This window comes from Pseudomonas fluorescens (assembly GCF_019212185.1).
In the GTDB taxonomy this organism is placed as follows: Bacteria; Pseudomonadota; Gammaproteobacteria; order Pseudomonadales; family Pseudomonadaceae; genus Aquipseudomonas.
Window position 1 is genome coordinate 276184 of record NZ_CP078138.1, and the last position, 13817, is coordinate 290000.

The 13817-nt window shown below is 58.9% G+C and carries 13 protein-coding genes and 1 rRNA gene (1 of these 14 running past the window's edge); 3 read left to right on the plus strand and 11 right to left on the minus strand.

Going from position 1 to position 13817, the window contains the following annotated elements; genetic code table 11:
• Window positions 1-3: 3 nt before the first annotated feature.
• From KW062_RS01315 to KW062_RS01365, 11 genes are all read right to left on the minus strand, one after another.
• Window positions 4-1965: a DUF7844 domain-containing protein gene (locus KW062_RS01315; protein ID WP_105753490.1), complete on the minus strand. Its 1962-nt coding sequence runs from the start codon at window positions 1963-1965 to the stop codon at window positions 4-6.
• A complete protein-coding gene (locus KW062_RS01320; protein WP_027616577.1) occupies window positions 1962-2282 on the minus strand; it encodes a DUF2388 domain-containing protein in 321 nt (106 codons plus the stop codon). The genes KW062_RS01315 and KW062_RS01320 overlap by 4 nt, the downstream gene beginning before the upstream one ends.
• Window positions 2283-2310: 28 nt before the next feature.
• Complete coding sequence (locus tag KW062_RS01325) at window positions 2311-2619, minus strand: DUF2388 domain-containing protein (RefSeq protein WP_105753489.1); 309 nt, start codon at window positions 2617-2619, stop codon at window positions 2311-2313.
• Window positions 2620-2722: 103 nt separating this feature from the next.
• On the minus strand, window positions 2723-3040 hold the full coding sequence (locus tag KW062_RS01330) for a DUF2388 domain-containing protein (protein ID WP_027616575.1): 318 nt from the start codon (window positions 3038-3040) through the stop codon (window positions 2723-2725).
• Between the two features lie 175 nt (window positions 3041-3215).
• Window positions 3216-3425 carry a DUF1127 domain-containing protein gene (locus tag KW062_RS01335; protein ID WP_027616574.1) on the minus strand — a complete coding sequence of 70 codons (210 nt, stop codon included), beginning with the start codon at window positions 3423-3425 and terminating at the stop codon, window positions 3216-3218.
• 270 nt (window positions 3426-3695) lie between these two features.
• On the minus strand, window positions 3696-3911 hold the full coding sequence (locus tag KW062_RS01340; protein WP_027616573.1) for a DUF1127 domain-containing protein: 216 nt from the start codon (window positions 3909-3911) through the stop codon (window positions 3696-3698).
• Window positions 3912-4230: 319 nt separating this feature from the next.
• Entirely contained in the window at window positions 4231-5724 is a 1494-nt protein-coding gene (locus KW062_RS01345) for an acetyl-CoA hydrolase/transferase family protein (protein WP_027616572.1), read from the minus strand.
• A 180-nt stretch (window positions 5725-5904) separates the two neighbouring features.
• Window positions 5905-7341 carry an NAD(P)(+) transhydrogenase (Re/Si-specific) subunit beta gene (locus KW062_RS01350; protein WP_027616571.1) on the minus strand — a complete coding sequence of 479 codons (1437 nt, stop codon included), beginning with the start codon at window positions 7339-7341 and terminating at the stop codon, window positions 5905-5907.
• Complete coding sequence (locus KW062_RS01355; protein WP_003187010.1) at window positions 7341-7664, minus strand: NAD(P) transhydrogenase subunit alpha; 324 nt, start codon at window positions 7662-7664, stop codon at window positions 7341-7343. The genes KW062_RS01350 and KW062_RS01355 overlap by 1 nt, the downstream gene beginning before the upstream one ends.
• Before the next feature lie 15 nt (window positions 7665-7679).
• Window positions 7680-8801, minus strand: a complete 1122-nt coding sequence (locus KW062_RS01360) for a Re/Si-specific NAD(P)(+) transhydrogenase subunit alpha (protein WP_027616570.1) — start codon at window positions 8799-8801, stop codon at window positions 7680-7682.
• Window positions 8802-9235: 434 nt separating this feature from the next.
• Window positions 9236-10150, minus strand: a complete 915-nt coding sequence (locus KW062_RS01365) for a LysR family transcriptional regulator (RefSeq protein ID WP_105753488.1) — start codon at window positions 10148-10150, stop codon at window positions 9236-9238.
• Window positions 10151-10307: 157 nt separating this feature from the next.
• Here KW062_RS01365 and KW062_RS01370 point away from each other — a divergent pair, with 157 nt between their 5' ends.
• From KW062_RS01370 to KW062_RS01380, 3 genes are all read left to right on the plus strand, one after another.
• The gene (locus KW062_RS01370) at window positions 10308-11489 is read left to right on the plus strand and encodes an acyl-CoA dehydrogenase (protein WP_105753487.1); all 1182 of its coding nucleotides are present in this window, start codon (window positions 10308-10310) and stop codon (window positions 11487-11489) included.
• 14 nt (window positions 11490-11503) lie between these two features.
• Window positions 11504-12724, plus strand: coding sequence for a CaiB/BaiF CoA transferase family protein (locus KW062_RS01375; protein ID WP_105753486.1), 1221 nt, complete (start codon window positions 11504-11506; stop codon window positions 12722-12724).
• A gap of 584 nt (window positions 12725-13308) precedes the next feature.
• Window positions 13309-13817, plus strand: a 16S ribosomal RNA gene (locus tag KW062_RS01380) (it continues 1028 nt past the right edge of the window).

Consider the following 13817-nt stretch of genomic DNA (forward strand, 5'->3'; position numbering starts at 1 on the left):
GAGTCAGGGCAATTCCAATCCACCGGCGGCCTTGTGCAGCGCACGCAGGTGTTCGCCCAACTGCTTGACATTGGCTTCGTTGGCCGCGATCTCTGCTGCGCGCTCCGGTTCCAGCAGGGCCCGAGCCTCTTTGTCCAGTTCTCCGGTCAAGGCCAACAGAGTCTTCTGTCGACTGCTGCTTTCCGCCTCCAGGCGTTGCCACTCATTGGCCTGGGGCAAGCCATACCCGCCTCGATCGAGCAATTCCGCCGGACGACTGAGGAAGCCGCTGTTGAGCAGGATCTGCTGCAAGGTCTGATTGGCGCGGTCCATGCCACCGTTTTCCAGCTCACGGGCGTTCAGGTAGCGCTCTTTCACTTCGTTCTGGGCCAACAACAACTGTTGGCGGAAGCTCGCCTGTTCCAGCAGCAGCAAGGCGGCGCTGGTGCGCAGATCGGCCTGGTCAAACCATTTGCGCCGTTCGGCGGCGCTGCTGCTGAGCCAGTCCTCGACGTTGTCCTGTTTGATCGGCAGGTGCTTTTTCAAGACCTCGAACATCGCTTGATAGCGGTCGCGGAACGAGTCGAAGCGATAACCCAGGCGTAAGGCTTCCTTCGGGTCATCGAGTACGCTGGTGTCCGCCAGGCCTCTGCCTTTGAGCACTTCGAGCAAACCGTTGGGCATGATGCTATCGAGTCCGACCAACTGCGAGTTGTTGCTGCCGCTGCGTAGCAGTTTGAGGTTCTCCACTGCGCAGTTATTGGACAGGAAGAAGTAATTGCCGTCGTAGCTCCAGTGCATTTCCGCCGCGTGCTCGACCGTTTCGTTGATTTCACTGCGTGACAGGTTCAGTGGCACCGATGCCAGGCTGCGCAGTTCGGTCTTGGTGTATTCGTCGATGACCTGGGACAGCGGCAGGATAAACAGGCGCGACGGGTACTTGCCCACCAGGCCGCCCCAGCTCGACAGCTGTACGTCGCCGACAAAGGCGCGGTAGGACAGCACCAGCGAGTATTCGAGGTCGAGCCGGCAATCCGGTCCGCGTGGGCGGCCGGGCGCGCAGATCACCAGGCGCAACATGCTGTGGCCCCAACGGCTGACCAGGTTCTGATTGGCTTCGGCCAGCAGATAGTCGATGGCGTAGACCCGCTCCGGATCGACCTTGCCCAGGGGCTGTTTGGCAAAGTCATTGCCGGCGTTCAAGAAGGCGAACGAAGTGGCGCAGGTATTTTTTGCCGCCGGCGCCCAGCCGAAGTGCGTCTGGTAGTAGCGGTACAGTGCCGGACGGCGACAAGCGTAGCTCGGGTCGAGGAGGAAGTACTCCATGTTGACCGCGACAAACTCCTTGGGACTGCTGGTCTCGTAGAGGTCCGGGCTGCGGGCGATCTGCCGGTTGTGCTGTTCGCGCTCGCCGCGGCGGCCGACGTACTGCTGCCAGCCGGCCAGGTCGAGCAGGCGCGGGTCATCGCTCAGGGTGAAGCGACGGTCGTTCTGGCCGCGGCATTGATCAGGCATGCCGATCAGGCCGGCGCTGTTGTTGCGGCGGGTGCAGCGCTGGATCAGCAGGCGTTCGGAATCGGACCACAGGCGCGCACGGTCATAAATATGGGTGAGTTCGTGAAGGACGGTGGCGAGCAGTTCCCGGCGCACCGTGCCATGGGGGCGATTGGTCTTTTTGCTCGCGGCGCTGCCGTCGGTCAGGCTGGCGAGCAGCTTGCGATTGAGGTCGAGCTCGGACACCAGGGATGCCTGACCGTAGGCATTGGCCGGCATCTTGTCGGTCCAGCCGACATCGATACGCCGGTCCAGTTGCTCGATGAAGCGCGGCGGCAATGCCTGCAGCGCTTCATCCAGCAAGGCCTTGCTGGCCTGTTGTTCGGCTGGGCTCAGGCCCTCGCGCTTGAGCTGCAGTTGCAGGCCGGCGTGCGCCGTGGTGCCGAACAGCAGGACGAAGGTGGCCAGCAGCCAGGCGACGACCGGCCTCACAGTGCGAGGATGGCTTCGGCGAGTACCTGGTCACTGGCATCGCGGGCTTCCGGCACGCGGGTGCGCAAGGTTTCAAAGGCCGCTTCCAGGTGCGCGCCACGGATATCGCCATTGCTGGCAACAAAGCTGGCGGCATCGTCCTGGGCATCGCGCACGACTTTCGAGTCACGGATGGACGTGGTGGTGTCCGAGGTGAAATCCAGGGTGCGCTGGGAGGCACGGATAATGATGTTACTGGTGGCTACCAGGGTGTGGGCCTGGGCCACGTCGGCCAACAACAGCAGGCCTAGGGTGGCAGCAATCAGCGGGCTACGCATGGAACGACTCCGGAATAACAGGGAATAACTATTGGACGAGAATTGCTTGCGCCAGTTCAAGGTCACTTGCATGAAGTTTCGCCGGGGCATGCCGCAGGTGATTCAGGGCAGACTCCAGGCGTGCGCCTCGTAATCGGCCGTTGCTGGCAACAAACGCGGCGGCATCATCGTGCGCGGAGAGCAGCAGTTTATGGTCGAAGGGCGCGGCGGTCACCATGCTTGTGGCATAGGCGCTGATGACCAGGTTCTGCGTGGTCAGGTCCATGGCATGCGCCGGGTTGAACCAGCAGGCGAACAGTGTGGCGGGGACGTAAAGTGCTTTTGAAAGAAAACCCATGGGACTCGACAGTTGGAAGCGAGACCCAAGGCTAGCGCAATGCCTGTGCCAGAGCCAAGCATTGCAAGGCGCGGCAGCGGACTGCCGCGTTTTTACGCGGCAATCAGATGGTCAGGATTGCCTGAGCCAGCTGCGCGTCGGTCGCGCTCAACTGTGGAACCTGCTTGCGGATGTGCTCCAGGGCACTTTCCAGACGCACGCCACGGATTTCACCTTCGCTGGCCACGAAGCTGGCCGCATCATCACGCGCTGCGCGGACGATTTTGTCGTCACGGAACGAAGAGGTGACATCGGAGGTGGCGTCGGACGTGGCTTTCAGCGCGCCGACGATCGCATCAGTGGTCACAATGAAGCTGGTAGCGTGCGCATTGGCAGCCACGGCCAGCAGGGCTGCAGCGCTGAGCAGACGAAGACGGGACATGGGGTAACTCCTGTTTATGAAAAAAATATGGCGCCGAGCACGCCAAGCGATCACCGCAAAATAGGTCGCGCCTGAAAGCTCAGACGTCAGCCACGCAGCAGTCGCCACTTGATATCGATGATAGTAGGCCCTTGGTAAGGCGTTAGAACAGTCTTGTGCTGTTTAGTTGCGCCACTTACTGCCAAAACGAGCGCTCCAGTTCGGCCATGCGTTCGCAGTGGCTGATGCCTATATCGGACAGTTGCTGCTCGTTGAGTTGGGCCAACAAGCGTCGGGTCCGCGCCCTCTCCAGGCTCCTGCCCCAGGCAGCGAACAGTCTGCGGACCAAGCGCCATGCAGCGAGCCGTGGGCGGCGTGGCAGAGGAGTATCCAGTGAACGGTCCATGATCTGATCCTCGCGATAAGGCTGGAAGAGCAGCCTTGGGAGATCATGGTGAGCGATTCGCAATTTATGTATCAGTGACACCTGCGCTGAATTGTACTGGTTCAGTCTGTTGATTTATTAAACTGTACCTGTCGCGAGTATCCGCTTCTGTATCTGTGTTTTCCTGACCCTGAAACGACAAGACCCGTCGCGGTTTCCCGCGACGGGTCTTGTGTGTGCAATTCAAAGTGCTGGCGGTGGACCCAGGGGGTCAGAGCCAGCGACGCTAAGTTAGCGCCAGAACGGCTTGCTCAGCTCTTCGAAGCGTTGTGCTTCGCTAATCCCTGCGTCAGCCAGCAGACGCGAATCCAGGCGAGCCAGTTGATGGCGGCTGGAGATGCGGCGCTGCCACAGCATCAGGTTGGCGAGAACGCGAAGAGGCATGGAAGCCTGGGATTTTGCAGCTTTGTCTTCGAAGAACAGCTCGGAACTGAGTGTACGTTCCATGGTTGACATCCTTCCGCTTGTGGCGGGATTAGGTAGTGGTTTAACTGGTGCCCATGATCCTCTCGTTTGGCCAGTCTCTGTAGATACAGTTCACCTGTATTGTGAGAGACCAGTTAACTGTTAAAGGGTGCTGTGCTGGTCAAAATTGAGGCAACTGTACCTGTGCGCACTAACTTAGTGCGTTTTCGTTGATTTAGCATCGGAAGGTAGGGAAATACGGTAGGAAAAGACCGGTACAGCAGTACAGTTTTTGTCAGGATCGAGCGAGGGAATGGCGGGCTGACGAAAAACTGTTTGCGTCAGCCGCCATCTGTATCAATTACACCGCCAGCATGCGCCCGGTTTCTTCCAGGTTCATGTGCCAACTCAGGGCATCACGCAGGATGTGCGGAGTGTGCCCGCCCAGTGCGCAGGCCTTCTCGAAGTAATCGTTGAGTGCCTGGCGATAGTCCGGGTGCACACAGTTGTCGATCACTGCCCGGGCACGTTCGCGTGGCGCCAGGCCGCGCAGGTCGGCGAGGCCGATCTCGGTGACGAGGATGTCGACGTCGTGCTCGGTGTGGTCAACGTGGCTGACCATCGGCACCACGCTGGATATCGCCCCGCCCTTGGCAATCGACTTGGTGACGAAGATTGCCAGGTGCGCGTTGCGGGCAAAATCGCCCGAGCCGCCAATGCCGTTCATCATTCGCGTGCCGCACACGTGCGTCGAGTTGACGTTGCCGTACAGGTCGAACTCCAGCGCGGTGTTGATGCCGATGATGCCCAGGCGACGCACCACTTCCGGGTGGTTGGAGATTTCCTGCGGGCGCAGCACCAGCTTGTCCTTGTAGCGCTCCAGGTTGCCGAACACATCGGCGTTGCGGCGCTCCGACAAGGTGATTGAGCTGCCGGAAGCAAAGCTCAGTTTGCCGGCGTCGATCAGGTCGAAGGTCGAATCCTGCAGGACCTCGGAGTACATGGTCAGGTCGTGGAACGGCGAGTCGATCAAGCCGCACATCACCGAGTTAGCGATGCTGCCAATGCCGGCCTGCAGTGGGCCGAGTTTGTCAGTCATGCGCCCGGCGTCCACTTCTTGCTTGAAGAAGTCGATCAGGTGATCGGCAATGGCCTGGGTTTCGCTGTCCGGCGGCAGCACCGTGGATGGCGAGTCCGACTGGTTGGTGACGACGATGGCGACAATCTTGTCCGCCGGGATCGGGATTGCAGTGCTGCCGATGCGGTCGTCGACCTGGGTCAGCGGGATCGGCGTGCGGGTCGGCCGGTAGGTCGGGATATAGATGTCGTGCAGGCCTTCCAGATTCGGGTTGTGCGCCAGGTTGATCTCGACGATCACCTGCTTGGCGAAAATCGCGAAGCTGGCGGAGTTGCCGACCGACGTGGTGGGTACGATGTGGCCTTGTTCGGTGATGGCCACGGCCTCGATCACCGCAATGTCCGGCAGCTTGAGCTGCTTGTTGCGCAACTGCTCCACGGTTTCCGACAGGTGCTGGTCGATGAACATTACCTCGCCGGCATTGATTGCCTTGCGCAGGGTGCTGTCGACCTGGAACGGCATGCGACGAGCCAGCACGCCCGCTTCGGTCAGCTGTTTGTCGAGGTCGTTGCCCAGGCTGGCGCCGGTCATCAGGCTGATCTTCAGCGGCGTGACCTTGGCGCGCTCTGCCAGCGCATGGGGCACGGCCTTGGCCTCGCCGGCGCGGGTAAAGCCGCTCATGCCGACGGTCATGCCGTCCTCAATCAGAGCGGCGGCATCGGCGGCGCTCATCACCTTATCCAACAACGAAGGCAAGCGAATACGGTCACGGTACATGGTTGTTATCTCGGGCAACGGAAGCAAGATGCGCAGTCTAGAGATTTCGCAAAAATTCGTCCCGCTACCATGGTCGAATGCCGACCGCCGATTTAGAGCCTTTGGTCGGGTTTCATGGAGTAATAAAAAACCCCAGCCTATTGCAGGCCGGGGTTTTGGGTATTGCGCTGGAGCAATGTTTTATTCGACAGCCTTGACCATGTCCTCGATGACTTTCTTCGCGTCGCCGAAGACCATCATGGTTTTGTCGAGGTAGAACAGTTCGTTGTCCAGACCGGCATAGCCGCTGGCCATCGAGCGCTTGTTGACGATAATGGTCTTGGCCTTGAAGGCCTCGAGAATCGGCATGCCGGCGATCGGCGACTTGGGATCGTTCTTCGCCGCCGGGTTGACCACGTCGTTGGCGCCCAGCACCAGTACCACGTCGGCCTGGCCGAACTCGGAGTTGATGTCTTCCATCTCGAACACCTGGTCGTACGGCACTTCGGCCTCGGCCAGCAATACGTTCATGTGGCCAGGCATCCGGCCTGCAACCGGGTGGATCGCGTATTTCACGGTCACGCCGCGGTGCGTCAGCTTTTCGGTCAGTTCCTTGAGCGCGTGCTGTGCCCGTGCCACTGCCAGGCCGTAGCCCGGAACGATGATCACGGTGTCGGCGTTGGTCAGCAGGAAGGTCGCGTCGTCAGCCGAGCCGGATTTCACCGGACGAGCTTCTTGCGAGCCGGCTGGACCGCCAGCGTCGGCACTGTTGCCGAAGCCGCCGAGCAGAACGTTGAAGAACGAACGGTTCATCGCCTTGCACATGATGTACGAGAGGATCGCACCGGACGAACCCACCAGCGAACCTGCGATGATCAGCATCGAGTTGTTCAGCGAGAAACCGATACCGGCCGCCGCCCAGCCCGAGTAACTGTTGAGCATCGACACCACCACCGGCATGTCGGCACCGCCAATCGGGATGATGATCAGCACGCCCAGCACGAACGCCAGGGCCAGCATCAGCGCGAAGGCGCCGAGGTTGCCGGTCAGCATGAACATGATGCCCAGGCCCAGTGTCGCCAAGCCCAGGATCAGGTTGACCTTGTGTTGGCCGCTGAACTGTACCGGTGCGCCCTGGAACAGGCGGAACTTGTACTTGCCCGAGAGTTTGCCGAACGCGATCACCGAGCCGGAGAAGGTAATCGCACCGATGGCGGCACCGAGGAACAGTTCCAGGCGGTTACCGGCCGGAATCGCGTCGCCCAGTTGCTTGACGATGCCCAGGGACTGCGGCTCGACCACGGCGGCAATCGCAATGAACACGGCGGCCAGGCCGATCATGCTGTGCATGAACGCGACCAGTTCCGGCATCTTGGTCATTTCAACGCGCTTGGCCATGATCGAACCAGCAGTGCCGCCGACCAACAGCCCGACAATGACATAACCGATACCAGCGGTGGCAAGCTCTGCGCCCAGCTTATAGATGAGGCCCACAGTTGTGAGGATCGCCAGCGCCATGCCGAGCATGCCGAACAGGTTGCCGCGTCGCGAGGTGGTGGGGTGCGACAGGCCTTTGAGGGCCTGGATGAAGCAGATCGACGCGATCAAGTAGAGCGTCGTTACGAGGTTCATGCTCATTACTTCGGCGCCTCTTCTTTTACGGCTTTCGGGGCTTTTTTCTTGAACATCTCAAGCATGCGTCGGGTGACCAGGAAGCCACCAAAGACGTTCACTGCCGCCAGTGCGACAGCCAGGGTGCCCATGGTTTTGCCCAGCGGGGTCACGGTCAGGGCGGCGGCCAGCATGGCGCCGACAATCACGATTGCAGAAATGGCGTTGGTAACGGCCATCAACGGCGTGTGCAAGGCGGGTGTAACGTTCCAGACCACGTGGTAACCGACATAAATCGCCAGCACGAAGATGATCAGGTTGTAGATACCGGGGGAGATAAGCTCTTCCATCGTCTGAATCCCTGCTTAGGCGTTTTTGCGGATGACTTGGCCGTCGCGGCACATCAGGCACGCGGCGACGATGTCGTCTTCGAGGTTGATCTCGAACTGGCCTTCCTTGGTGAAAACCAGTTTCAGGAAGTCCAGCAGGTTGCGCGCATACAGCGCCGAAGCGTCTGCACCGACCTGGGCGGCCAGGTTGGTCGGACCACAAATGGTCACGCCGTGGGCCACGATCACCTGATCGGCGACGGTCAGCGGGCAGTTGCCGCCTTGCGCAGCAGCCAGGTCTATGACTACCGAGCCAGGCTTCATTTGCGCAACGGTTTCCGCGCTCAGCAACACCGGTGCCTTGCGGCCGGGAATCAGCGCAGTGGTGATGACGATGTCGGCTTGCTTGGCGCGCTCGTGCACCGCCTGGGCCTGACGCTGCATCCAACTGGCGGGCATTGGGCGTGCATAACCACCGACACCGACCGCGCACTCACGCTCTTCATCGGTTTCGTAAGGCACGTCGACGAACTTGGCGCCCAGGGATTCGATCTGTTCCTTCACCGCCGGACGCACGTCGGACGCTTCGATCACCGCACCCAGGCGCTTGGCCGTGGCGATGGCCTGCAGACCCGCGACGCCGGCGCCGAGAATCAGCACGCGAGCCGCTTTGACGGTGCCCGCAGCGGTCATCAGCATCGGCATGAAGCGCGGATAGTGGTGAGCTGCCAGCAGTACGGCTTTATAGCCGGCAATGTTGGCTTGCGAGGAAAGCACATCAAGGCTTTGCGCACGGGAGGTGCGCGGCGCGGCTTCCAGGGAAAAGGCGGTGATACCGGCCTCGGCCAGCTTGGCAATGGTTTCATTGCTGAACGGGTTGAGCATGCCAACCAGCACGGTGCCGCTTTTGATCAGGCTCAGTTCGCTATCGCTGGGGGCGACAACCTTGAGGATCAGCTCTGCACCAAATGCATCGTTGGCGCTGCCAATCACTGCACCTGCCGCTTCATAAGCACTGTCGACAACGCTGGCATTGATGCCGGCGCCGGTTTGCACAGTGACTTTATGACCCTGGCCGATCAGCTTCTTGATGGTTTCCGGGGTTGCAGCAACCCGCGTTTCACCGGTCTGGGTCTCGAGAGGAACACCAATGTGCACGTCAAATCTCCTGCTTGATCTTATTGCTTTCGATCTTTCTTAGAAGGCCAGCGCACTGCGGAGGGTGCGACTGGGGCGGCCGATCAGCACGACCCCGCTGTATTCAAGGCGGGGCGCGGCATTTTGCAGGCGAACTAAGTGGCCTTCAAGGGATTATGACGGGTGACGGAAAATTAACTACAAGTCACCCCGTGACCGAATGTCGCAACCCACCGTTAAAGTTCCGTCTAGCCCGTGGCTTGTGGGGATTGTCGGGAGAAAATAGTAATTTACGCATCGGCTATATGAATGATGCGCCATTGCTTCGCCTGGGCGTCTGAAAGCCACGTGGTTGGCAGTCTGTGGGACGATTGTGCCGTTTTGAGTACAGTCTGTGGAAATGCGACATAAAGTTATATCTGTAGGGCTTAAATTTTATTGACTACGGGGTCAAATTACTGCGAAAGGCCCATTCTATCTATGTTGTAGCTGTGCGCCTGGTGGATCAACCAGTCCCGAAAGGCGCGTAAAGAGGCGGATTCAACCTTTCGGTCAGGAATCATCAGGTAATACGCCTTGATACTCGACAGTGCCTGCGGGTTGGCAATCACCAGTCTTTGCTCGGCCAACTCGCGTTGAATCAGGAACGGTGGGATCAGTGCGATTCCCATGTCGTGCATGGCCGCTTGGGCGAGCATGGAGAATAGCTCGTAGCGTGGTCCTGTCATGTCGCGGGGGATATTCAGTTGCTGGGCATTGAACCATTGGCGCCATGCATAGGGACGTGTGGTCTGTTGCAACAGTGGCAGTTCGGCAATCCGTTCGGCGCACAGGTGTGCGTGGTTGTCCAGCAGTGCCGGACTGCAGACTGGCATCGGATTCTCCCCCATCAGACGGTGGGATTCGGTGCCTGGCCAATCAGCATCGCCAAAGTAGATCGCGGCGTCGAACTCAGTGTCGGCGAACAGGAAGGGGCGGGTGCGGTTGGTCAGGTTGACCGTCACTTCCGGGTGTTGCTGCTGGAAATCCTTGAGTCGGGGCAGCAGCCATTGGGTGCCAAAGGTCGGGACTACCGCCAGTTCAATGGTGTTGGCGCCTTGCTGGCCCATGACTGACAAGGTATCCCGCTCGACTGCGTCCAGCTGGGTGGCGACGCGCCGGCTGTAGGAAAGACCGGCTTCAGTGAGCTTCACGCCGCGCCGTGAGCGTCGGAACAGTTCGACGCTGAGGAACTCCTCCAGCCCGGCAATTTGTCGGCAGATGGCGCCTTGGGTGAGGGAAAGCTCATGAGCGGCTTTGGTGAAGCTCTCGTGGCGCGCCGCCGCTTCGAAGCTGATCAGCGCGGCAGTGCTGGGAATTTTGCGGCGCATGTACGGCAACCTCACTAATAAGTTGTCTGTTTAGGGCTTGCACCTATTACGGAGTGAGAAATTAGCACAACAGCATGCGAAATCCTCGTTTGCTCAATCCCTGTACGGCGCCTAGGATCATTCCACGATATTTGACCACCTTCGCGAGGACAGGCTCATGGCCGGTAAAGCTAGCTTCAACTGGATCGATCCCCTGCTGCTGGATCAACAGCTCACTGAAGAAGAGCGCATGGTGCGCGACAGCGCTGCGCAGTTTGCGCAGGACAAACTGGCACCACGCATCCTCGAAGCTTTCCGCCATGAAAAGACCGACCCGGCGATCTTCCGTGAAATGGGTGAAATCGGCCTGCTGGGCGCGACTATCCCTGAGCAGTACGGCGGCAGCGGGCTGAACTACGTGTGCTACGGCCTGATCGCCCGTGAGGTTGAGCGCGTCGATTCCGGCTACCGTTCGATGATGAGTGTGCAGTCCTCACTGGTGATGGTGCCGATCAATGAGTTCGGTACCGAAGCGCAAAAGCAGAAGTACCTGCCGAAACTGGCCTCGGGTGAGTGGATTGGTTGCTTCGGTCTGACTGAGCCTAACCATGGTTCCGACCCTGGTTCGATGATCACTCGTGCACGCAAAGTGGAAGGCGGCTACAGCCTGACCGGCAGCAAGATGTGGATCACCAACAGCCCGATCGCCGACGTGTTTGTGGTCTGGGGTAAAGATGATGCGGGCGATATCCGCGGCTTCGTGCTGGAAAAAGGCTGGAAAGGTCTGAGCGCTCCGGCGATCCACGGCAAGGTTGGTCTGCGTGCGTCGATCACCGGCGAGATCGTGATGGACAACGTGTTTGTTCCAGAAGAAAACATCTTCCCGGATGTCCGTGGCCTCAAAGGTCCGTTCACCTGCCTCAACTCGGCGCGCTATGGCATTTCCTGGGGCGCACTGGGCGCGGCCGAGTTCTGCTGGCACACCGCTCGTCAGTACACCCTGGATCGTCAGCAGTTCGGTCGCCCATTGGCAGCCACCCAGTTGATCCAGAAGAAACTGGCGGACATGCAGACCGAGATCACTCTGGCGCTCCAAGGCTGTCTGCGTCTGGGGCGGATGAAGGATGAAGGCACGGCTGCGGTTGAAATCACGTCGATGATGAAGCGCAATTCTTGCGGCAAGTCCTTGGACATCGTACGCATGGCTCGCGACATGCTCGGCGGCAACGGCATTTCCGACGAGTTCGGTGTGGCGCGTCACCTGGTCAACCTTGAGGTGGTGAATACCTACGAAGGCACCCATGACGTTCACGCGCTGATCCTTGGTCGTGCGCAAACCGGTCTCCAGGCGTTCTATTAATAGGAGGGCGGACCATGGGTGCGTTATCGCATTTGCGGGTACTGGATTTATCGCGGGTACTGGCCGGGCCATGGGCCGGCCAGATCCTCGCGGACCTGGGGGCTGAGGTCATCAAGGTCGAGCGTCCGGGCAACGGCGATGACACGCGCGCCTGGGGTCCGCCCTTCCTTAAAGATGCTTACGGCGAGAACACCAGTGAGGCGGCTTATTACCTCTCGGCCAATCGCAACAAACAATCGGTGACCATCGACTTCACCCGAGCCGAAGGTCAGAAGCTGGTGCGCGAGTTGGCGGCCAAGTCAGACATCCTCATTGAAAACTTCAAGGTCGGTGGTCTGGCGGCTTATGGGTTGGATTACGAGTCGCTGAAGGCGATCAATCCTGACTTGATTTACTGCTCGATCACCGGCTTTGGTCAAACCGGGCCCTACGCCAAGCGCGCGGGCTATGACTTCATGATCCAGGGGCTGGGCGGCTTGATGAGCCTGACCGGTCGCCCCGAGGGTGATGAAGGTGCAGGGCCGGTGAAGGTCGGCGTGGCGCTGACGGATATCTTGACCGGGCTGTATTCGACGGTGGCGATCCTGGCGGCGCTGGCGCATCGCGATCACGACGGTGGTGGCCAGCACATCGACATGGCATTGCTGGATGTGCAAGTCGCTTGCCTGGCTAACCAGGCCATGAACTATCTGACCACAGGCGTGGCTCCCAAGCGACTGGGCAACGCCCATCCTAATATAGTGCCGTACCAGGATTTCCCGACAGCAGATGGCGACTTTATCCTCACCGTGGGTAACGACGGGCAGTTTCGCAAGTTTGCCCAGGTGGCCGGTCAGCCACAGTGGGCGGATGATCCGAGGTTTGCCACCAACACCCAGCGTGTAGCGAATCGTGCGGTGCTGATCCCGTTGATTCGTCAGGCGACAGTGTTCAAGACCACCGCGCAGTGGGTGTCCGAGTTGGAACAAGCGGGCGTGCCTTGTGGGCCGATCAATGATCTTTCCCAGGTGTTTGCCGATCCCCAGGTGCAGGCGCGCGGGTTGGCGATCGAGCTGCCCCATGCGTTGGCCGGTTTGGTTCCGCAGGTGGCCAGCCCTATCCGGCTGTCGCAGACGCCCGTGGAGTACCGTCATGCGCCACCTCTTCTGGGGGAGCACACGCTGGAGGTCTTGCAGCGGGTGTTGGGAATGAATGCGGACGCGGTGGCGGCCTTTAAAGAGTCCGGTGTGCTTTAAACGGCTTCTCTATATAGAAGCGTTGCCGTTCCTTGCTTGAATAGAAGGAACGGCATCGTTTTTTGGGCTTTGCGCAACTCATTGATCGAAAAGCAAAATTAGTGGTTGACGCGAGTTTTTATCTGTCTATAATTCGCCCCACTTCCGGCGCAGTCGAAACGGAAAACTCCTTGGTAAACAATGAGTTACGAAGTTTTCGGCAGTCAGTGTTTCAGGTCATCGAAGCGCGAAGGAAGTTGAAAAAGAGGTGTTGACAGCAGCGTGTAACGCTGTAGAATTCGCCTCCCGCTGACGAGAGATCGAAAGCGCAAGTGGTTGAAGTTGTTAAGGATTCCTTGAAAACTTCTGAAAATAATCACTTGACAGCAAATGAGGCTGCTGTAGAATGCGCGCCTCGGTTGAGACGAAAGATCTTAACCAACCGCTCTTTAACAACTGAATCAAGCAATTCGTGTGGGTGCTTGTGCAGTCAGACTGATAGTCAACAAGATTATCAGCATCACAAGTTACTCCGCGAGAAATCAAAGATGTAACCAACGATTGCTGAGCCAAGTTTAGGGTTTCTTAAAAACCCAAAGATGTTTGAACTGAAGAGTTTGATCATGGCTCAGATTGAACGCTGGCGGCAGGCCTAACACATGCAAGTCGAGCGGTAGAGAGAAGCTTGCTTCTCTTGAGAGCGGCGGACGGGTGAGTAATGCCTAGGAATCTGCCTGGTAGTGGGGGATAACGTTCGGAAACGGACGCTAATACCGCATACGTCCTACGGGAGAAAGCAGGGGACCTTCGGGCCTTGCGCTATCAGATGAGCCTAGGTCGGATTAGCTAGTTGGTGAGGTAATGGCTCACCAAGGCGACGATCCGTAACTGGTCTGAGAGGATGATCAGTCACACTGGAACTGAGACACGGTCCAGACTCCTACGGGAGGCAGCAGTGGGGAATATTGGACAATGGGCGAAAGCCTGATCCAGCCATGCCGCGTGTGTGAAGAAGGTCTTCGGATTGTAAAGCACTTTAAGTTGGGAGGAAGGGTTGTAGATTAATACTCTGCAATTTTGACGTTACCGACAGAATAAGCACCGGCTAACTCTG